Annotated in this window: 16 protein-coding genes; 4 read left to right on the top strand and 12 right to left on the bottom strand. The window is 68.7% G+C overall.

Annotated elements, in window-relative coordinates; translation table 11 throughout:
- Positions 1–9 precede the first annotated feature (9 nt).
- The 6 genes from hydA to ggt form a co-directional block, all read right to left on the bottom strand.
- Positions 10–1,413 (bottom strand): dihydropyrimidinase, encoded by a 1,404-nt coding sequence (gene hydA, locus ACFYMC_RS17910; protein WP_388525722.1) that lies wholly within the window; start codon positions 1,411–1,413, stop codon positions 10–12.
- A 63-nt stretch (positions 1,414–1,476) separates the two neighbouring features.
- On the bottom strand, positions 1,477–2,730 hold the full coding sequence (locus ACFYMC_RS17905) for an aspartate aminotransferase family protein (RefSeq protein WP_388525912.1): 1,254 nt from the start codon (positions 2,728–2,730) through the stop codon (positions 1,477–1,479).
- A 35-nt stretch (positions 2,731–2,765) separates the two neighbouring features.
- The gene (locus ACFYMC_RS17900) at positions 2,766–3,608 is read right to left on the bottom strand and encodes a nitrilase-related carbon-nitrogen hydrolase (RefSeq protein WP_388525720.1); all 843 of its coding nucleotides are present in this window, start codon (positions 3,606–3,608) and stop codon (positions 2,766–2,768) included.
- A 190-nt stretch (positions 3,609–3,798) separates the two neighbouring features.
- Positions 3,799–5,118: a hypothetical protein gene (locus tag ACFYMC_RS17895; protein WP_388525717.1), complete on the bottom strand. Its 1,320-nt coding sequence runs from the start codon at positions 5,116–5,118 to the stop codon at positions 3,799–3,801.
- A gap of 82 nt (positions 5,119–5,200) precedes the next feature.
- Positions 5,201–5,374, bottom strand: coding sequence for a hypothetical protein (locus tag ACFYMC_RS17890; protein ID WP_388525715.1), 174 nt, complete (start codon positions 5,372–5,374; stop codon positions 5,201–5,203).
- 85 nt (positions 5,375–5,459) lie between these two features.
- Positions 5,460–7,286: a gamma-glutamyltransferase gene (ggt, locus tag ACFYMC_RS17885; protein WP_388525712.1), complete on the bottom strand. Its 1,827-nt coding sequence runs from the start codon at positions 7,284–7,286 to the stop codon at positions 5,460–5,462.
- Between the two features lie 307 nt (positions 7,287–7,593).
- On the opposite strand from ggt, the gene ACFYMC_RS17880 reads away from it, so the two are divergent.
- On the top strand, positions 7,594–8,322 hold the full coding sequence (locus ACFYMC_RS17880; protein ID WP_388525709.1) for a hypothetical protein: 729 nt from the start codon (positions 7,594–7,596) through the stop codon (positions 8,320–8,322).
- Between the two features lie 163 nt (positions 8,323–8,485).
- Positions 8,486–9,745: a phosphatidylserine/phosphatidylglycerophosphate/cardiolipin synthase family protein gene (locus tag ACFYMC_RS17875; protein ID WP_388525706.1), complete on the top strand. Its 1,260-nt coding sequence runs from the start codon at positions 8,486–8,488 to the stop codon at positions 9,743–9,745.
- Between the two features lie 199 nt (positions 9,746–9,944).
- Here the strand turns inward: ACFYMC_RS17875 and ACFYMC_RS17870 are convergent, their stop codons facing one another.
- The 5 genes from ACFYMC_RS17870 to ACFYMC_RS17850 are packed head-to-tail and all read right to left on the bottom strand — an operon-like array spanning position 9,945 to position 15,494.
- Positions 9,945–10,463 (bottom strand): hypothetical protein, encoded by a 519-nt coding sequence (locus ACFYMC_RS17870; RefSeq protein WP_388525703.1) that lies wholly within the window; start codon positions 10,461–10,463, stop codon positions 9,945–9,947.
- The gene (locus ACFYMC_RS17865; RefSeq protein WP_388525700.1) at positions 10,460–11,989 is read right to left on the bottom strand and encodes an ATP-binding protein; all 1,530 of its coding nucleotides are present in this window, start codon (positions 11,987–11,989) and stop codon (positions 10,460–10,462) included. The genes ACFYMC_RS17870 and ACFYMC_RS17865 overlap by 4 nt, the downstream gene beginning before the upstream one ends.
- 8 nt (positions 11,990–11,997) lie before the next feature.
- On the bottom strand, positions 11,998–12,678 hold the full coding sequence (locus ACFYMC_RS17860) for a response regulator (protein WP_388525697.1): 681 nt from the start codon (positions 12,676–12,678) through the stop codon (positions 11,998–12,000).
- Positions 12,679–12,732: 54 nt separating this feature from the next.
- Positions 12,733–14,388: a murein biosynthesis integral membrane protein MurJ gene (gene murJ / locus ACFYMC_RS17855; RefSeq protein ID WP_388525695.1), complete on the bottom strand. Its 1,656-nt coding sequence runs from the start codon at positions 14,386–14,388 to the stop codon at positions 12,733–12,735.
- A complete protein-coding gene (locus ACFYMC_RS17850; RefSeq protein ID WP_388525909.1) occupies positions 14,385–15,494 on the bottom strand; it encodes a lipid II:glycine glycyltransferase FemX in 1,110 nt (369 codons plus the stop codon). Before ACFYMC_RS17850 ends, murJ begins: the two co-directional genes overlap by 4 nt.
- 278 nt (positions 15,495–15,772) lie before the next feature.
- Here ACFYMC_RS17850 and ACFYMC_RS17845 point away from each other — a divergent pair, with 278 nt between their 5' ends.
- Positions 15,773–16,999, top strand: a complete 1,227-nt coding sequence (locus ACFYMC_RS17845) for an Ig-like domain-containing protein (protein ID WP_388525692.1) — start codon at positions 15,773–15,775, stop codon at positions 16,997–16,999.
- Between the two features lie 107 nt (positions 17,000–17,106).
- Positions 17,107–18,702 (top strand): CocE/NonD family hydrolase, encoded by a 1,596-nt coding sequence (locus tag ACFYMC_RS17840; RefSeq protein WP_388525690.1) that lies wholly within the window; start codon positions 17,107–17,109, stop codon positions 18,700–18,702.
- A gap of 284 nt (positions 18,703–18,986) precedes the next feature.
- On the opposite strand, the gene ACFYMC_RS17835 is transcribed toward ACFYMC_RS17840, so the two are convergent.
- Complete coding sequence (locus ACFYMC_RS17835; protein WP_388525687.1) at positions 18,987–19,457, bottom strand: DUF6278 family protein; 471 nt, start codon at positions 19,455–19,457, stop codon at positions 18,987–18,989.
- Positions 19,458–19,843 lie beyond the last annotated feature (386 nt).

The following is a 19,843-nucleotide window of genomic DNA, read 5'->3' as shown; positions in this document are numbered from 1 at the left end:
GGTGCGTGCTCAGTTCAGGTACTGGCAGGTGGCACGGGGGGTGAAGGCTCCGTGGCCGGCCCGTCCGGTGAAGGTGCGCCGGTCGATGACCAGTTCGCCGCGCGAGAGCACGGTCTCCACCGATCCGGTGATCTGCTTGCCCTCGTAGGCGCAGTAGTCGACGTTCATGTGGTGGGTGGTGGCGGACAAGGTCTGCTGGGCTTGCGGGTCGTAGATGACGACGTCCGCGTCGGCCCCGGGCATCAGGGTCCCCTTGCGCGGGTACAGCCCGAACATCCGGGCCGGCGTGGCGCAGGCGATCTCGATCCAGCGCCGGCGGCTGATGTGTCCGTCCACGACGGCCTGGTGGAGGAGGTCCATGCGGTTCTCCACCCCGGGCAGCCCGTTGGGGATCTTGGAGAAGTCGCCACGGCCGAGCTCCTTTTGTCCCTTGAAACAGAAGGGACAGTGATCGGTGGAGACCACCTGGAGGTCGTTGGTCCGCAGCCCCCGCCACAGGGCCGCCTGGTGCTCCTCGGGGCGCAGCGGGGTGGAACAGACGTACTTGGCTCCCTCGAAGCCGGGCTCCGCGAGGTTGTCCGTGGACAGGAAGAGGTACTGCGGGCACGTTTCGCCGAAGACGGGCAGCCCCCGGTCCCGGGCGGCGGCGAGTTCGGCGACGGCCTCCTCGGCCGACACGTGGACGACGTAGAGCGGGGAACCGGCGACCCGGGCGAGTTGGATGGCCCGGTGGGTGGCCTCGGCTTCGAGGAGGGCCTTGCGGACCTCGCCGTGGTAACGGGGGTCGGTCTCACCACGGGCGAGGGCCTGTTCGACCAGGACGTCGATGGCGATGCCGTTCTCCGCGTGCATCATGATCAGGCCGCCGTTGCGCTCGGCCTGCTGCATGGCGCGCAGGATCTGCCCGTCGTCGCTATAGAACACCCCGGGATAGGCCATGAACAGCTTGAAGGAGGTGATCCCCTCCTGCACGAGGAGGTCCATCTCCTTGAGAGTGCCCTCGTTGACGTCCGAGAGGATCATGTGGAAGCCGTAGTCGATGGCGCACTTGCCGTCGGCCTTGGCCAGCCAGGCGTCCAGTCCGGCGCGCAGCGGGGATCCAGGGCTCTGCACGGCGAAGTCCACGATGGTGGTGGTGCCGCCCCAGGCTGCCGCGACGGTGCCCGTTTCGAAGGTGTCCGAGGCGAAGGTACCGCCGAAGGGCAGTTCCATGTGTGTGTGGGCGTCGACACCGCCCGGGATCACGTACTTGGCGGTGGCGTCGATGATCCGGTCGGCCGTCCAGCTCTCGGCGGCGACCGAACCGTGGGCGGCGAGTGCCGCGATGCGACCGTCCTCGATCAGGACGTCCGCATGGGCCTCCTCCGCGGCGGTGATGACCAGGCCGCCACGGATCAAGGTGCGCGTGGACATGTGAGGTCCCCTCTCGGGCGGGGAGCGGGGCCGCGGGCCGGCCCGGGCTCGGCGGGATGCTCGTCAACCAACGCTGTGCAGGGCCTCTTCGAGGATGTGGGCGCCGTCCTCGGCCTCGGAGACGGTCAGCGACAGTGGTGGGGCGATGCGCAGGACGCTGGTGTTGTGGCCGCCGCCCTTGCCGATGAGGAGACCGCCTTCTCGGGCTGCCTCCGATACGGCTGCCGCGCGGTCCGGATCAGCCCGGTCGGTTCCGGGCTTGACCAACTCGATGCCCGCCATCAGTCCACGACCTCGTACTTCGCGGACGGAGTCCACCGTCGCGCCGATGGCCCGCAGCCGCTCCAGCAACAACCCGCCCACGCGGCGGGCGTTGCCCTGGAGGTCGTGTTCCAGGAGGTAGTTGAGGTTGGCCTGGCCCACGGCCATGGTGACCGGGGAACCGCCGAAGGTGGAGATCGAGTTGCCGTCGATGCAGTTCATGACCTCCGCCCGGGCTACCACCCCTCCGATCGACATTCCGTTGCCGATGCCCTTGGCGAAAGTGAGGATGTCGGGCGGACCGCTCTGGCCGTGCGCCTGCCAACCCCAGAAGTGTTCTCCGGTGCGACCCCAACCGGTCTGCACCTCGTCGCTGATCCACAGGATGTCGTGGCGGTCCAGGACCTTGCGGAAGGAGGCGTATAGCCCGTCGGGCGGTGAGGTGAAGCCGCCGACTCCCTGGATGGGTTCGGCGATCAGGGCGGCCACTCCCCCTCGGGTTTGGCCGAGTACGTCCTCTAGGTCCGCGGTGCAGGCCTCGATGAAACGCTCGTCGCTCATCGAGGCGAAGGGACCGCGGCTTCGGACCCCGCCGTGCACGTAGAGCGTCTGGAGCGGGGAGAGGCTGGTCGGGGACCAGGTCCGGTTGCCGGTGACGGAAACGGTGGAGAACGACCGTCCGTGGTAGCTGTTGCGCATCGCCAGGATCTGGTTGGACCGGCGGTAGGTGGTGGCGAGCAGGAGCGCGGTGTCGTTGGCCTCGGTGCCGGAGGTGGTGAAGAAGACCCGGGCTTCGGGGATGCCGGAGAGGGTGGCGATCCGTTCGGCGAGTTCCACCATCGGCCGGTTGAGGTACAGCGTGGAGGAGTGGATGATCCGACCCGCCTGCTCGGCGACGGCCTTGGTCACCTCCGGCAGGGCGTGCGCGGTCATGGTGGTGAGGATGCCGCCGAAGAAGTCCAGGTAGCGGTTGCCCTCGGTGTCCCAGACGTGTCTGCCTTCGCCGTGGCTGAGTTCGATGGGGTGGCGGTAGTACAGCGCGAGCCAGTCGGGCATCACCGAGCGGTGGCGGTCGTGCAGGCTGTTTCCGGTCACGGCTTGATCAGCCCCTCGTAGGCGTCCGGGCGGCGATCGCGGTAGAAGGCCCACTGCTTGCGGACCTCGTCGATCAGATCGAAGTCGAGGTCTCGGAGGAGGAGTTCCTCTTCCTTGTCGCTGGCGGGATCGCCGACGAACTGCCCGCGCGGGTCGACGAAGTAGCTGGTGCCGTAGAAGTCGTTCTCGCCGTACTCCTCACGGCCGACCCGGTTGATGGCCGCGACGAAGTACTCGTTGGCGACGGCCGCCGCGGGCTGCTCCAACTGCCACAGGTGGGAGGAGAGCCCCCGATGGGTGGCGGACGGGTTGTAGACCAATTGTGCTCCGCCCAGTCCGAGTTGGCGCCAGCCTTCGGGGAAGTGACGGTCGTAGCAGATGTAGACGCCGATCCGGCCGACCGCGGTGTCGAAGACGGGCCAGCCCGCGTTCCCGGGCCGGAAGTAGAACTTCTCCCAGAATCCCTTGACCTGGGGGATGTGGTGTTTGCGGTACTTGCCGAGGTAGGTGCCGTCGGCGTCGATCACTGCGGCGGTGTTGTAGTAGAAGCCGGATCTTTCGATCTCGAACACGGGTGCGACGATCACCATGCCGGTCTCGCGGGCGAGTTCCCTCATCTTCAGCACGGTCGGGCCGTCGGGGACGGGTTCGGCCCAGCGGTAGTGCTCGGGATCCTGCACCTGGCAGAAGTACGGCGCGTTGAAGACCTCCTGGAATCCGATGACGACCGCACCCTGCCGGGCGGCCTCACGCGCGTACTCCTCGTGCTTGGCAATCATGGATTCGGTATCGCCGGTCCAGGTGGCCTGGACCAGTGCGGCACGGACGACGTTGGCCATGAGCTGCTCCTTCGACGGGACGTCAGAGAGCTTCTACGCCCGTAGACACGATGCGTAGGTAGGAGAACGTAAGCCCCGTCCCAGCGTGGGGCAAGACCATCGCCGTTAACCGGCCGAGTCGATCATGTTTCGCCGCAGAGTGGTCGAATTCGAGCTGCTCTGGGGGTGCCCAGATCAGTCGCCCACACCTTCAGCCCAGAGGTACCCCGGCAACCCTCAGCGCATGCGCGAGTTCGCGGCCACGGGCTTCGGAGACGGCACCGGCCGTCTCCAACAGCCGGGGAGCCAGACGTCGTGGATCGCGCTCGGTGAGCAGGGCGGAGTCCTGGGCGCTGCGCACCCGCACGAACGCGTCCAGCAGGGCTGCCGCCTCCGCCTGCCGACCCGCATCGGTCAGCGCCAGCACCGCGTCCGCGATCTCCGCAGGCGGGCGCGCCACACCCTGCCGCAACAGCTGGCCACAATCCTGGGGGCGGCCGGAGGCAGCCAGCGCACCAGCCGCAGCGGCCAGGCGTTCCGGGGGCAACGAAGCCGCCTCCCAGAGCAAGGTGGCCCAGTCGGCGGACAGTCCAGACCGACGCAGCTGGACGGCGAACAGTGGCAGGGCGGCCGGCGGCCCTGCCGCAGCCCGGCAGAGCACGGCATAGGCCTCGCCGGTCATCCCACGGGCCCGCAGTACGAGTAGTTCGCCCACCACCTCGGCGACGAAGGACTGCGCTTCCTCCTCCGCCCGCCCGGCACCGGCGGGCGTAGCCCGCGCGAGGACCTGTTCGGCGGGCCGAGCTCCGAACCGTGCCCCCGTCGGCCCGGAGACGCCCAACGGTTCGTCCGGTCCGCTCAGTGCGGGCAGGACCGGCGCCTGCGCCTCCCCCTCCACCCCGGCGAAGCGCGCTCCGCGCGTTCCGGTGCGCCGCAGCCGGGCCGCCCTCGGGGACGACCGCTTCGCCGAGCGCTCCTCGACCGGACCGGTGACCGCGGACGGGGCGGAATCCGACGGTGAGGCCGCCCCACGAAGGGCGGCGAGGCGGTTGTCCAGTTCCCGGCACCTGGCCTGGGCCCGCAGCAGATCGGCTCGGGCCCAGGCGAGTTCGCCCTCCATCGTCTGCCGCTGCACGGCTGCCGGCTCGGCCTCCAGGTCCGCGCAGACCGCCCGGTGGTGTTCCTCGGCCGCACCGAGCGCGCGACGCGCTGCGGCGAGTTCCGTGCCCAGCCGTTGTGCCCCGGCCGGGGCGTGGTCCACCGCGCACACCGCTGCCGACCACATGTGGGCGGTACGTTCGGCGACGGGGGCGGCGAAGTCACTGCCGCGCGCCGAAGCCAGGTCCTGGAGCAAGGACTCGACCAGATCCCAGGGAGCGACCACGACCCCGTCCAGACAGGCCCGTAGGGCCTGCGGTTCACGTCGTTCGAAGGCCGCGTACCACCCGGACCGCCGGTCAAGCAGTCCCACCATCCGCCGCAGGTGCTCGGCGAAGGACGCCGCCTGTTCCGGAAGTTGACTAACCGACATGGGACACACCCCTCAGCGACAGGATCGTTGCGGTCCGCAGGGCATTGCATCCCATCCGTGTTACAGGCGGGCTACGCTCAGTTCATCTGTACGTGGCGGGGTGGCATGAGGGATCACCGGGCAGACGAGATCCGGCCACCGTCTGTGCCGCGTCGGCACGTGCGGAAACCAGCAGCAGGCCGGCCGCGAGGAGGCCACCGAGCAGCGTCAGGCCCAGGCGTTTGGTCGTGTCGAAGGAAGCCACGAGTGCACGCATGCCCGATCGGGACCGATCCTCACCTCGCGTTGCTCCGGTTGGCCGGCGGGTCCGCGCCTGCTAACGGGCACGGACCCGCCAGCGACTACGGCTTGCCCCAGGGGTGGACGACCATGGCCGCTCCACCGCCCCGACGAACCGCCTCGGCGGCAGCGAGCCACCGGCCGTCCGGCATGCGCTGCACCCCGGTGGCCGCACCGATCTCAGCGTTAGGCCGGAAACGGTGCCCCAGCGCTTCCAGAGCGGGGCGCACCGGGCTGTCCCACAAGCCGGGTTCCAGCTCCGTGGTGGTCTGGTTGCGTTGGCTGGCCCGCGGCGCGGCGATGGCGGCGTCCAGAGCCAGTCCGCGGTCCAGGTGTCCGGTCAGGCTCTGCAGCACGGTGGTGATGATGGTCGAGCCCCCGGGCGAGCCCAGCGCGAGGACGGCCCGCCCCTTCTTCAACACGATGGTCGGGGACATCGAGGAACGGGGGCGCTTCCCGGGGCCCGGCAGGTTGGGATCCACGACCTCGGGACTTGCCGGCGCGAAGGAGAAGTCCGTCAGCTCGTTGTTCAGCAGGAACCCGCGCCCCGGCACGGTCATGGCGCTTCCGCCGGTGGACTCGATGGTCAGGGTGTACGACACCACGTTGCCCCAACGGTCGGCAACGGTCAGGTGGGTGGTGTTCTCACCCTCGTACGTGGTGGGCGCGGCGGGCGCAGCAGCCTGGCAGGCACGGGGCTTGCGCGGGTCTCCGGGAGCGAGCGGGCTGGTCAGCACCGCATCGTCCTTGATCAGGCAAGCGCGGGAATCGGCGAACCGCTGGGACAGCAGCGCCCGCGTGGGGACCCGTTCGAAGTCGGGGTCCCCGACCCAGCGGCCTCGGTCGGCGAACGCGACCCGCGAGGCCTCGATGAGGCGGTGCAGGTACCGCGTCTGGTCCAGTGCGGAGAGGTCGCCGCCTTCCAGGATGTTGAGCGCTTCACCGACGGTGGTTCCACCGGACGAGGACGGTGCCATGCCGTACACGTCCAGGCCACGGTAGGACACGCGGGTCGGCTTCCGGCGCAGCGTGTCGTAGGAGCGTAGGTCGGCCATGGTCATGTCGCCGGGCCGGACTTGCCGGGTGGCGTCCGCTCGGACGGGCGGCCGGCGCACGGTGTCGACGATGTCCCTGGCGATCGCGCCGCGGTAGAGGACCCCCGTGCCCTTGCGCGCCAGTTCGGCATAGGTGTCGGCCAGGTCCGGGTTCTTGAAGGTGCTCCCGACCTGCGGTAACCGTCCGTCAGGCAGGAAGAGCCGGGCGGTGTCGGGGAAGTCCGCGAAGCGGCTCTCGTTGAGCTCGGTCTGGGCTCGGAAGGTGGCGTCCACGCTGAATCCACGTCGCGCCAGCTTCTGCGCGGGCTTCAGGAGCTGGCGCAGGGAACGGGTTCCCCAGGCGTCAAGGGCGCTCTCCCAGGTGGCCGCAGTGCCGGGGACTCCCACGCCCAGTCCGCTGGTCTGACCTTCGGCGAAGGGGATCGGAGCACCGCCCGGCAGTTGACCCTCTCGAAAGAGCGAGGCATCGGCGCTGGCCGGTGCGGTTTCGCGGCCGTCGATGGTGTGGACCCGGCGGTGCTTGGCCTCGTAGTAGACGAAGTAGCCGCCTCCGCCGATGCCGGCCGAGTACGGTTCGGTGACGCCGAGCGCCGCTGCGGTGGCGACGGCCGCGTCCACCGCGTTGCCCCCCGCCCGCAGGACCGCGATGCCGATGGCCGAGGCGTCGGCGTCCACGCTGGCCACGGCCCCACCCCAGCCGACGGCGACAGGAGACTTGGCGAGCGCCGGCTCCTTTGCAGCAGCGGGCGGTGGTGCCGCACCTATCCCCACCAAGGACACCAGGGACACGGCGAGCACGCTCCGGCCGAGCAAGCGGGCGGTTGAACGAGGCATGCGTACCTCCAGTCAACAAGGGTGCGCGCAGCCTAACTTCACCTCCCCGCTCTCGTCAGGACCTCCGACACGGACGGCATGGCGAGCACAGGACCCGCAGAGGTCCGGGCCGGCCGCCACGCTCAGGGGAAGGGCCGCCGACGACCGGGAAGGCTGACCGCCTCGGGGCGCTCCGTCACCAGATGGCGTCGCGCCAGCGCCCCGCCTCCACCACCCCGACGGTGCCCGGCCGAGCGAGGGAGCGCGACGACCACGAGAACAGAAGCGGCTTGGGGCGGGCCTTCTTGGCAGCGCTAGCATCCGCGCCATGAATGAGGACGTACGCAACATCGTGCTCGGTGTGGTGGCCACGGGGGTCAGCGCCGCGATCGGGTGGTTCGCCCGTTCCTTCCTGTGGCGGCGCAGGCTCCGCCGCAAGCAGGCCTTTTTCGGCCTGCCCACCGGTTCGGACTGCCTCTTCGTGGTGAACCGTCAGATGGGCGCGAACGAATGGTCGGTGCATCGGAGCGACGCCTTCGCCCTGCTGGAGATATCGGCGTTGATCAAGGACTGCCAGGCGAACCTCCAGATCGTCGCCCATGAGTCGGCACAGCAGGGCTTCGGGGAAAGGGCGGAGTTCTGCGTCGGCGGACCAATCTCCAACGTGCGCACGGCCGCCCACCTCCGGTCCCTGTTGCCGGGGGTGGGCGTCGACCACGACAGCGAGGAACGCCGGGATCGGGGAGCCATCAAGGTGGGTGGGGAGACCTACCGCTGGGAAAAGGGCTTGGTGGAGTACGTGTTGCTCGCCCGTTTGACTCAGGAGCAGAGCGCCCGACCGGTGTTCCTGCTCAGTGGTCAGACCGCGATCAGCAACCAGGCTGCTGCCCGCTACCTCGCCCGCCACCACGAGCAACTGGCTCGTAGCTACCGCCGGCGGTCCTTCTGCCTGCTGCTGAAGGTCGTCAACTCCCAGGCCTACGGGCCAGACGTGACGGAACTAATTGCAGATGTGACGGCGGCTGCTCGGACGGCGCAGGTGCCGGTGACCACGTGATCGTTGGTGAGACCGCAGCCCTGGGACGAGGGTCCCTTCCCGCCGGTCGGGCGCCTCGCCCGGGGCGAGCGGCCGGCATGCATGGCCGTTGGATACCATCCAGGCGTTCCCTGCATGCGCACTGGTGAACGCCCCACCTGCCTCCCTTGATCGGACTCCTCACATGCACGTTCGGCCGTTCGCTCGACTTGCCGCCACGGCTGCGGCTGTGGCCCTGGCCGTCGCGCTACCCCTCACCGTGCCCAGCGGACCCCGGCTCGCACCAGCGGCTGTGGCTTCCAGCGAGGGCTTCTCGGTACCGACCTCGCCGGTGGCCACCTTCAACATTCCCGACTCCGATGTCCAGTCGGACCGGGAAAGCATCAAGTCACAGCTTCTGGGCCTGATAGCCAATGCCGCACCCGGTTCGGAGATCTACGGCTCGATCTACCTCTTCAACGACAACGAGGCGGGAGTAGCTCTGATCGCGGCGCGGCAGCGCGGCGTGAAGGTGAGGGTCCTGATGGACGACGCGGGCAGGACGGCGGCGGGCAGCGAGTACGCGCGGTTGTCCAAGTCGTCGGCCCTGGGAACCGACACCGCACAGGACTCCTTCGTCTTCGCGTGCCCGATGGACCGTGGGTGCATCGGCAACCGCACCGACCTTTCGAAGCCGCCGATCAACCACAACAAGTTCTTCCTCTTCTCACAGACGGCGGGTGTGAAGAACGTCGTCTTCCAAACCTCCGCGAACCTGACCGCGACCCAGCTCAACCAGTACTACAACAACGCGGTGACGATTTCTCGGGTGGAGCTCTACGACGCCTACCGGTCCTACTGGAAGGCGCAGTTGACGCAGGGGCAAGGAGCAGGGCTTCCCGAGTACGCCTCAACGACCCAGGCCGGTCCATACGAGAGCACCTTCTTCCCGCGCGCGGAGGGCGATCCGGTGGTGGACCTTCTCGGCAAGGTCGACTGTGCTCGGTATCCGGGCGGCGAGGCTACGAAGGTGCGCGTGGCGATGTTCGCCTTCACGCGCCCGGAGGTCGCGCAGGAGTTGGTCCGGCTGAGGGCCGCCGGTTGCTCGGTCTACGTCTACTACAACGGCGAGAGCGGCAACCTGGGCTCTGAGGTGCGACAGACGCTGATGGGCGGCGGCCTGAACTCCCTGCGGATCTGTCGTTCGACGGCTACCGACGAGGACGGCGTGAGCCGGAACATCGGGATACACTCGAAGTACCTTTTGGTTGAGGGCACTTACGACGGTCTCATCAACAGCAAGGTGGTCTTCACGGGAAGCCACAACTACACCTTCCCCAACCTCCGGGGCAACGACGAGACGCTGTTGAAGATCAAGGACCCGTCCCTCTACGGGCGGTACGAGCACAACTTCGACGAGGTACTCAACGGCTCCAACGGTGGCATCTGCACCCTTGTCGGCTAAGGGCTGTCCGGCAGTACCCGGTGGGTGAGCGTCCGGCGTCGGCTTCGGTGCGGCGCCAGGCGGAGGGTCGCTTTCATACCGGGTGCGTTCGGGCGGTTCGACAACGCGGCGAGGCCCCGCGGGTGCCGTCCCGCGCCCACCGGGGACTGCGGGACGGGCCTCGGCCCGCCCTGCTCCGCCTTCCTCCTTCGCACTCCCCTCAGGGCCCTGTCTCGCAGGGTGTCGCGGCGAGTTCACCGTCCAGGCCCAGCACCGAGACTCGCGCCTCTCCAAGGCCACTGCTGTGAGCGGCCGTGCAGACCAACTGACGTCGGGCGAGCTTCGACAACCCCTGGAGCTTTTCGAACAGGCGGACCTGGAGCTGCACCCCACCCGACGTGCCCCCGCGCACGAGGATCGATATCGCGCCCTTCCGGGGCTTTGGTACCTCGCTTCGCAGGCCCGCGGCCCGCTCGGTCTCCGAAGGCCCCTCGATCAGAGCGTCCAACGCCATTTTGGTGTCGCTCTGCTCGGCTTCGGGCCGGACGACGGGCATCAGCCTGTCATCCGGCCCGATGAAGAACAGCACCCAGCCCCTTCCGACATCCACTGCGGTGTCATCGAGTTGGGCGGGGTCACCCGCCGCCACCAGGGCGGTCGCCCGTATTCCGCAGCCGCCGGCGAGCAGCGTGACAGCCAGTGCCACCGCCACAGCCCGTACCGCCTTCGGGCCCCTCACGCCCCGGCCTCCAAAGGGATCTCCACGGTGAAGACCGCTCCCGATGCGGGGGAGTTGGCCGCGCGCACCGTACCGCCGTGCAGCCGTACGTTCTCCAAGGTGATGGCCAGGCCCAGTCCGCTGCCCGCCGAGCGGGTACGGGCCGCATCGGCCTTGTAGAAGCGGTCGAAGATGTGGGGCAGCGCCTCCTCGCTGATGCCCGGCCCGTTGTCGCGGACCTCGATCACCAGGAACTCGCCGGCTGTGCGCTCCTCAGCGCGCGCGGTGACGAGCACCGGCGCGCTGCCGTGCCGCAGCGCGTTTGCGACCAGGTTGGCGAGGATCACGTCGAACCGCCGTGGATCGACGCGGGCTCTGATGCCGGCGGGCACCACTGCACGGACCTGCTCCTCGGCCCAGTGGCGACGGCGCAGCGTCTGACGGACGGCTTCTGCGAAGTCGACTTCGTCGAGGTTCAGTTCGGCGGCACGGGCATCGAAGCGGGAGATCTCCATCAGGTCCTCTACGAGGACGGCGAGTTTGCCGGTCTCCGTGCTGATGAGTCGGACCGCGGCGGCGGTATCGGTGTCCAGTCCATCGGCGTCCTCGTCGAGTAGTTCGGTGACGGCGAGCATCCCCGCCAACGGGGTGCGCAACTCATGGGAGACATCGGCGGCGAACCGGCGCGCGCGAGCCTCGGCCTGTTGGAGTTCGTCCACCGATTCCTCCAGTGCACTGGCCGTCTCGTTGAAGGTGCGTGCCAGTTCGGCGAGTTCGTCACGGCCCTTGGCCTGGATCCGGATGTCCAGCCGCCCACGGCCCATCCGCTGGGTGGCGTGCCGCAGTTCCCGTACCGGGCGCAGCACGCTCCGTGCCGCGAGCAGGGCCGGGATGACGGCGACTGCCAACGCGGGCAGGGCCCCGTCGCGGGCGGCGCGCACCATCGCCTCGATGGTGGCCTGTTCGTCGTCGAGGGCCATGACCCCGTAGAAGACGACGCCCGAGGGCCTTCTGACGCCGCCCTGTTCGAACATGGTGGGAACGGCGAAGGCCAGGTAGACCCGCCCGCCCTTGACCACCCGCTGGAAGGAGCTGTGTGTGGTCTTGTGAGCCTCGGTCCGCATCTCCTCGGTGACCACGGTGGACGTCGGTGAACTGGTCGAGGAGACACGGAGATCGCCGTATTCGGCGAAGACGGTCCACGGGTGCGGTTTGCCGCGCGAGGCCATCTCGGTTGCGAGGGCGCGCAGCAGTTCCTTGGGCGGCGGCAGGGAGGACAGCTCCACCTTCTCCAGTTGGTCCCGCATGCTGGCGACGGCGGTGTCCTGGCTCTGCTTGAGGATGGCGGTGCGCGCCTCCCGGTAGGTGAGTGCGGCCGTGGTGACCGAGCTGATGGCCGCCACCAGTAGGAAGGCCGCGATCAGACGGGTGCGCAGGCCGAGCGGGGAGATCCGGCGGGCGGGCCGGGGACCGGAAGGCTCATCGCGGCGGGCCGCGGCGGTCGGGTCGGGTTGCGGGGTGGTCCGCCGCTTGCGGAGGGATTTCACTTCAGCACTCACAGGGGGCCGAAGCGATAGCCGAAGCCCCGCACGGTCTGGATGTACCTGGGGCGGTCGGCGGGGTCTTCGATCTTGTGGCGCAGGCGGCGCACACAGGCGTCGACCAGTCGGGCGTCGGCGTGGTAGCTGTGGTCCCAGACGTACTCAAGGAGCTGCTGGCGGCTGAAGACCTGTTCAGGGGCGGCCGACAGGTGCAGGAGGAGCTTGAGTTCACTGGGCGCGAGCGGGAGCCGTTCTCCGGACTTGGTGACCGTCAGCCCGGCCCGGTCGATGGTCAACTCCCCGTACCGCTCGGTGCCGGGGTGGCCGGCCGGGCCGGTCAGGCGACGCAGCACGGCGCGGATGCGGGCCTCGATGACCTCGGTGCGGGCCGGTTTGACGATGTAGTCGTCAGCGCCGGCCTCCAGGCCGATGACGATGTCGAAGTCATCGCCGCGAGCAGTGAGCATGATGACCGGGAGCTGGCTCTGCTCGCGGATGCGTCGGCACACCTGTACCCCGTTCATGCCGGGGAGCATGAGATCGAGTAGGACCAGTTCCGGTCGGAATTCGGTCAGCGCTGCCAGGCCCGCCTCCCCGGTTTCGGCCGCGTGCACCGCGTGCCCGCGTCGGCGCAGCCCGAGGCCGACCCCTTCTCTCACAGAATGGTCATCCTCGATCAAAAGTACGCGCGACATAAAGTCAGTATCCCAAGGTGTTGATCATCGTCTCCCCGTTCCGCTCCAGCACCCTCATCGCCGCATCTTTCGCCTCAGCGGATCGAGAAGGGCGCTGACCTCGGTCACCCGTAGGAGCGGAGCGAGGGCGAGCACCACCACGACGAGCACTGCGGTACCCGCCGCTGCGCTGGCCAGATCGCCGGCACCGGAGTCGGCCACCAGCCGTGCGGTCAACCAGCCGAGCAGCCCGGCGGGAAGGCAGGCCACCAACAACCGCAGGTGCATCCGCAGGGTGGCCGATCGCAGCACGGTAGCGCCGGGCCCGGGAGAGAGCCGCCGGGTCAAGGCGTATGCGGTGACGGCGAACCCGGCGCACAGCGCGATCGAGTAGGCCCCCGCCATGCCGGTGACAGCCCACCTCGGCGGCAGCGACAGGTAGGCGGCCAGAGCTCCCGCGGCATGTAGCGCCGCGATGACCAGGTTCAGGAAGAAGGGCGTGCGGGTGTCGGAGAGCGCGTAGAACCCCCGGGAGAGCACGTACTGCCCGGAGAACGCGATCAGCCCGGGGGCGAAGGCCATGAGTATCCCGGCCATCACCTCGACGTCCGCGGCACCGGTCCGCCCGTACCCGAACACGCTGCCCACCACCCAGGGGGCGAGGGCCAGCAGCAGGGCGGCGGCGGGCAGGATCACGGCGGCGCTGTTGCGCAGCGCGTAACCGACGTCGGACCGCACCTTGGCGAGGTCGCCATCGGCCGCGGCGGCACTCATCCTGGGCATCAGGGCGGTGACCAGGGAGACGGTGACGATTCCCTGGGGCACGGCCCACAGCAGGTAGGCGTTGCTGTAGGCGATGTAGCCGGCGCCGCCCACGAGGTGATCCCGGGCGGCCTGAACGCCGCTGGTGGTCGACAGGCGGGTGACCACCCAGTAGGCGACCTGGTTGGTCAGTACGAGCATGACCAGCCAGCCCGCCGAGCGCATCGGCCGGGCCAGTCCGCTGCCACGCCAGTCGAAACGGGGACGCCAACGAAACCGTGCGGAGCGAAGTGAAGGGAGCAGGGCCAGCGCCTGGACGACGATCCCCGCGGTCGTGCCCCAGCCGAGGAGCCGGGTGTCGGAACTGCTGAACCCGGCCTCACCGCCCCCAGCGAGCCCGAGGAAGAGCCCGAAGACGGCAATGACGACGAGGTTGTTGAGGACCGGGGTCCACATCATCGCCCCGAAGTGGCCTCGCGCGTTGAGTACCTGGCCGAGCAGTGTGAACAGCCCGTAGAAGAGGATCTGCGGGAGGCAGTAGCGCGCGAGCGCGACCGTGAGTTCGGCTTGCGAGCCGGTGTACTCGGTGTAGGCATCCACGATCAACGGCGCGGACAGAACGGCGGCGGCGGTGATGACGAGCAGGGCGACGGTGCACGCCGTCAACAGCCGGTCCGTGTAGGCGGCGCCGCCGTCCTGGTGCTCCTTGGCCGCACGGACCAGTTCGGGGACGAAGACCGCGTTGAGCGCCCCACCGATCAGCAGGATGTAGATGATGTTGGGGATCGTGTTGGCCACGGTGTAGCCGTCGCCGAGCAGGCTCGTGCCCAGGGCCGCCGCTACCACTGCGGAGCGCACGAACCCCGTGGCACGGGAGACCACGGAGCCGGCCGCCATGACGGCCCCGCTGCGGAGGATCGACCGCTTGGCCGCGGGCACCGCGGCTGCCTGGACCTGGGTGGCGGTCACCGGCGGCCCAGGTATGCCTGGAAGGCGCGGTACAGCGCATGGTTGGTGGCTCCGGTCATTGGGGTCTCCCACTCTCCGAGGGTCTCGACGAACCGGCCGCCGGTGCCGAGCTTCCAACGCAGCAGGCCGAACGGACGTTCCTCGGGGTCGAGGGTGGAGGGTACCCCGCGCATATCGTATTCGGCGGCCCCCAGTGCCTGGGCGTCACACAGCATGCGCCACTGTAGGGCGTTGCTGGGACGCACCTCGCGGCGGTGGTCGGCGGAGGCACCGGTCTGGTACCAGACCCGGGAGCCTGTGGTGATCATGGTGTGGGCTGCCAGGACCTCGCCCTGGTGACGGGCGAGGTAGAGCCGCATCCGGCCCGGCTCCTCCGCGTTCAACGCCCGGTACTGGTTGTGGTAGTAGCTCAGGGAGCGACCCAGGCGGAATCCGTCGCGCGCCTCGGTGATCTCCAGGAGTCGGTAGAACTCGGGCAGGTCGGCGGCGGAGCCGATGACGATCTCCACACCGGCCTTCTGGGCCTTGCGTACGTTCCTGCGCCATTCCTGGTTGAGTGAGGCCCACAGCTCCGGGCGGGAGCGGCCGTGCAGCGGCACGCGGAAGACGTGCCGGGGCTGGGCGTCCGCATCGGACTCTCCGCCGCACCGGGTCCACCCCCGGCTCCGCAACCGATCGGCGACGGCCGCACCGAGCGGGTCGACTTCGGTGGCCAACACGTCGGATATCCGACGCCCGGGACCGGTCGCGGCCTTGACGTCGGCAGCGTCCCATCGCCGGTACTCGGGCGTGGGTCCCATCCGTACCGCGAAGGCACCCGCCCGACGCAGGTGTGCTTTGAGCGGTTCCAGCAGGCGGTCGACCGCAGGATCCGCCCAGTCGATGACCGGTCCTTCCGGGAGATAGGCGAAGTATTTGCGGGTGCCGGGGAATTGGCGGTAGAGAACGAGTGCGGCCCCGACGAGCTCGCCCGAAGTCCGGTGCCAGCCAATGGTTTCGGAAGCCCAGTGTTCTTTCACCTCGGCCCAGGACGGGTACTGCAGAAAGCTCGCCTCCTTTCGGCCTGCGAGATACCTGAGGTAGTCGTCGCCGGGAAGAGCACGCACCTCCACCTGCCCCAAGCGGTCCGTCTCAGCGGGGGTCGCAAGCAGCGCACACACGTCATAGGCCCTTCCGGTCCGCCCGTCTCCTGTCAGTTCCGGGATCGACGAAGAGACTCACAGCCATCCGTGACCGGTCCGCGCTTGGTATGTGACCGAATGATGACCGTTGTGCTTCAGCCACCGTCATACCGGTCTCACCAGGGAGTTCCGCCCGATGAGCAACCTAGAGTCCCTTCATGCCCTCTCCCTTTGCGGACCGATAATCCTTCGGAGGTTTCCCGTTGACCCGCACATACCGCCCCCTGACGCTCCGCCGACGGACCGGTCGTGCCGCGCTGGCCGGTACGGCCGTCCTGGTGGCTGCCCTGACCGCTTGCTCGGGGGGCGGTTCCCCCGAAGCGGCCGTCGACGCGGAGGCGAAGGCCCCCGCGAAGATGTCCCTCACCGTCAATCTGACGGGCGAGGCAGCCAAGGCCGGTGAGCCGGTGCTGGTATCCATCGCGGACGGGCGGCTCTCCACCGTCAAGGTGACAGACGCCAAGGGAGGTGAGCTGTCGGGCAAGATATCCGCCGACGGCCGCAGCTGGACCTCGGAGCGCAATGCTTCTCCCGGCACCGCCTACTCGGTCGAGGCGAAGAACGGCGAGGGCGCCGCCGCCTCGGCGAGCTTCACCACCGCCGCTGCGGACCGGGTCAACAAGCTGACCCTGGCGCCCGGGAAGGGAACCACGGTTGGGATCGCCCAGCCGCTGTCGATCGTCTTCGACAACCCGGTGACGGACAAGGCCGCCGTCGAGCGCCGGTTGAAGGTCACCACGTCCAACGCGACCGAGGGTTCCTGGGGCTGGATCGAGGACTACTCGGGCAAGGACCGGGTGGACTGGCGGCCCAAGGAGTACTGGAAGTCCGGCACCAAGGTGGAGCTTCAGGCGAACTTGAACGGCGTCGACTCCGGAAAGGGGGGCGGCTTCTTCGTCCGCGACTACCGCACCGAGTTCACCATCGGCAAGGACCAACGGATCAAGGTCGATCTGGACACCAAGCAGTTGACCCTGCAACGGGACGGCAGGACGCTCCAGCAGATTCCGATCTCCGCTGGCACTCCGGGCGGCCAGAAGGCCTCCTGGCAGGGCAAGCTCGTCGTGATGGCGAAGGAGGGCACCATCCGGATGGACTCCCAGACGGTCGGGCTCGGGGACGCGTACGACAAGATGGTCGACTATTCGATGCGGCTGACCTGGTCTGGGATGTACGCCCATGCAGCCCCGTGGAACAACAACAACTTCGGCCGCGCGAACGCCAGTTCCGGTTGCGTCGGCATGAGTGACGCCAACGCCGCCAAGGTCTACGGGCAGGTGCAGGTGGGGGACCCCTTCGAAGTCGTGGGCGATGGCGGCAAGGGCAAGCCTAAGCTCGGCAATGGCTACGGCGAGTGGAACGAGTCCTGGACACAGTGGCAGGCCAGGAGCGCCCTGTCGGGTGGATCAACGACCGCACAGCGCAGCTAAGTTACTCCAAATTGTTACCGGCACGTAACTTACTGACCAGTTACCTCCGGTAAGGGTTCCCGGTTACCGTCGGGTCACTTTGATTCCGGCGCGACGAGGAGTGACCGATGCGGACCCCCACCGCGGCTACCGCTGCGGCGGCCCTACTGGCCGCCGCAGCCCTGGGCCTGGCTCCCCACCAGGCACAGGCAGCGCCCAACCTGCCCTCTCCAACCACCCTGAGCGCCACCAGCGGTCTCCCCCAGGTCCGCTTCCACGACATCCCGGGCTCCGGCGGAGTCACCCTCAAGGGCAACGTCTTCACCCCCGCGAAGGCGCGGGCGGACCAGCGCTACCCGCTCCTCGTGCTGCCCACCAGCTGGGGTCTGCCACAGATCGAATACGCAGCCCAGGCCCGCAAGCTCGCGGACTCCGGCTACGTCGTGGTGAGCTACACCTCGCGCGGCTTCTGGCTCTCGGGCGGGGAGATCGAGGTGGCCGGACCACCGGACGTCGCGGACGCGTCCGCGGTCATCGACTGGGCGCTGGCCAACACCCCTGCTGACCCGGCCCACATCGGGATGGCCGGCGTCTCCTATGGCGCCGGGATCTGCCTGCTCGCCGCAGGACACGACCCACGGGTCAAGGCGGTGGTGGCACTCAGCGGGTGGGCCGACCTGATCGAGTCCATCTACTCGGGGCGCACCCAGCACCGGCAGGCAGCCGCACTGCTCGGCCTGAGCGGATCGCTGACCGGGCGCCCCAGTTCCGAACTGAAGCGCATCCTGCGCGACTTCCTCGCCTCGGACCTGTCCAAGGAGCAGGAAATGATCAAGTGGGGTCGGCAACGGTCCCCCGCGGAGAAGATCAACGAGCTGAACGTCAACAACACCGCCGTCATGCTGGGCAACGCGTGGGGCGACACGATCTTCGCACCCGACCAGTACGCCGACTTCTTCGAAGAGCTCAAGGGTCCCAAGCGCCTGGAGTTCCGTCCCGGCGACCACGCCACCGCCGAGGGCAGCGGCCTCTTCGGCCTGCCCAACGACACCTGGACAAGCGCTCACCGTTGGTTCGACCACCACCTCAAGGGTGAGCGCAACGGCGTCGAAACCGAGGCGCCCGTCCGACTCAAGTCCCGTACCGGCGGCGGCTACGAGGAGTACGGCAGCTGGCAGGAGGTCGGCGCCCGGGCAAGCGAACGACTGGCGCTGGGGGATCGCGAACACCTGTGGGCCAATGTCGACTCCGGAGCGAACGGCGGTCTCCTGCTGCTGTCCAGCACCCTCGACCAGTTCCTCAAGACCCCTCCGATGGCATCGATCCCTCTGCTGCCACGCTTCTTCGCCGCCGTCTGGCAATCCGACCGAGGCACCGGGGAACGACACGTACGCGGCAGCGCCAAGCTCCACACCACCGTCACCAGCACGCGCTCAAGCGGCACCTTCGTCGCCTACCTGTACGACGTGGGTCCGCTCGGCATCGGCAAACTGATCAGCAACGCGCCGTACACCTTCCACGACAGGACCCCGCGCCGCGCCTTCCCCGTGGACCTCGACCTGTTCGCCACCTCCTACGACGTGCCCGCCGGACACCGATTGGCCTTGGTGATCGACACCGTCGACCCCCTCTACATCGAGCACAACCCGACCGGCGCGCAGCTGACCTTCTCCTCGCCGCGCACGGACCCCTCGTACGTCACGGTGCCCCTGCGCAAGGAGTGATCTCCGGCCGCTGCCGGGCGGGTGTCCCCTACTCCCAGCCCGGCAGCTCCTTCACCGGCCCGCCCGGCCGACCCTTCCGCCGGCGCAGGGGCCGGGTCGGAGCGCGGCAGTCACCCGCTCCTCGCCGACCCCCGTCCACCACACCAGCCCCGGGCGGCCCGATCGCCAGGTCGACACCCATGTACGGTCCTGCCCATCCGTCGCCGCGTATCGAGGTCACCGCAACGTATCCGCCCCAGCGAGCGCGGTCACTCCGACACGCATAAAGGGGGTATAAACGTTATTCAGGGATGATTCGCCCGACTGCCCCACCCCCTGAGCTCGGCGACCTCCGCATACACCTGCGAAAGCTCCGGAGAGCCGGTGAACGCCCAGGACAGGCCGGACTCCACAACGTTGATCTCCCGCCCGGATGCCAACGCGATGACCGGCTGACCACTCGGCCAGACCACCCAGCGAGCCTCCGGAACCGTACGAACGATCACCGTTCCCAGGTAGAGCCCGGCATCGTTGCCCAGCCACGGAACCATCTCCGGATCGCGCCGCCAACGCGGCTTGAGCTGGTCCAACGCCTCCAGGGAAGCCGGCGTCTCGTCCAGAACGAGACCCGCCGTCGCCGCCTGCGAGCGCAGGAGCTCACACTCCGACAGCAACTCGATCACACCGTCCGGATCACGATCGAGAGCCGTGGCCAACACCGAACCCGACACCGGCTGGTGTCGATTGCGCCAGGCGCCCAGGAAAGGGAGCTTCATGCCTTCCAGCGTGGCACCAGCAGACCGGTGATCACCACAGGCGCGCCAATTCCGCCGCCGGCTGGTACGCGCGGCCACTCGACATCCCCCAGCACCCCCGCGCCGCCCTGACCAGGGGCCCGCAGGACGAGCCCGCCCGGGCTCCGGGGGTCGCGCGGTGATCCGCGCCCCAGGGCACCCGATCGAGCTGCTCCAGTGCCACCGCTTTGAAACGGTCGTCGAAAAGTCGCGCTGGTCCCGTGGGGGGCCACAGTCCCGGCATTCCTCCTGGCCCCCCTAGACGAGTCATTCTGAAGCTCCCCCGTGACCGTGGACAGCGGAAACTTACGCTGCGGGGGTGAAGTCGCGTTGCAGTCGGACCCGGGTTTCGAGTGGGGTGATGTAGC

Origin of the sequence: Streptomyces sp. NPDC006879 (genome assembly GCF_042869595.1) — a bacterium.
In the GTDB taxonomy this organism is placed as follows: Bacteria; Actinomycetota; Actinomycetes; order Streptomycetales; family Streptomycetaceae; genus Streptomyces.
This window is presented reverse-complemented; position numbering and strand designations above follow the sequence as displayed.

Coding starts and splice junctions, on each gene's coding strand:
- ACFYMC_RS17880 (WP_388525709.1), top strand. CDS start 7,594: ATGAATGAGGACGTACGCAACATCGTGCTCGGTGTGGTGGCCACGGGG.
- ACFYMC_RS17860 (WP_388525697.1), bottom strand. CDS start 12,678: ATGTCGCGCGTACTTTTGATCGAGGATGACCATTCTGTGAGAGAAGGG.
- ACFYMC_RS17875 (WP_388525706.1), top strand. CDS start 8,486: ATGCACGTTCGGCCGTTCGCTCGACTTGCCGCCACGGCTGCGGCTGTG.
- ACFYMC_RS17840 (WP_388525690.1), top strand. CDS start 17,107: ATGCGGACCCCCACCGCGGCTACCGCTGCGGCGGCCCTACTGGCCGCC.
- ACFYMC_RS17895 (WP_388525717.1), bottom strand. CDS start 5,118: ATGTCGGTTAGTCAACTTCCGGAACAGGCGGCGTCCTTCGCCGAGCAC.
- ACFYMC_RS17905 (WP_388525912.1), bottom strand. CDS start 2,730: ATGCCCGACTGGCTCGCGCTGTACTACCGCCACCCCATCGAACTCAGC.
- ACFYMC_RS17890 (WP_388525715.1), bottom strand. CDS start 5,374: ATGCGTGCACTCGTGGCTTCCTTCGACACGACCAAACGCCTGGGCCTG.
- ggt (WP_388525712.1), bottom strand. CDS start 7,286: ATGCCTCGTTCAACCGCCCGCTTGCTCGGCCGGAGCGTGCTCGCCGTG.
- ACFYMC_RS17835 (WP_388525687.1), bottom strand. CDS start 19,457: ATGAAGCTCCCTTTCCTGGGCGCCTGGCGCAATCGACACCAGCCGGTG.
- hydA (WP_388525722.1), bottom strand. CDS start 1,413: ATGTCCACGCGCACCTTGATCCGTGGCGGCCTGGTCATCACCGCCGCG.
- ACFYMC_RS17900 (WP_388525720.1), bottom strand. CDS start 3,608: ATGGCCAACGTCGTCCGTGCCGCACTGGTCCAGGCCACCTGGACCGGC.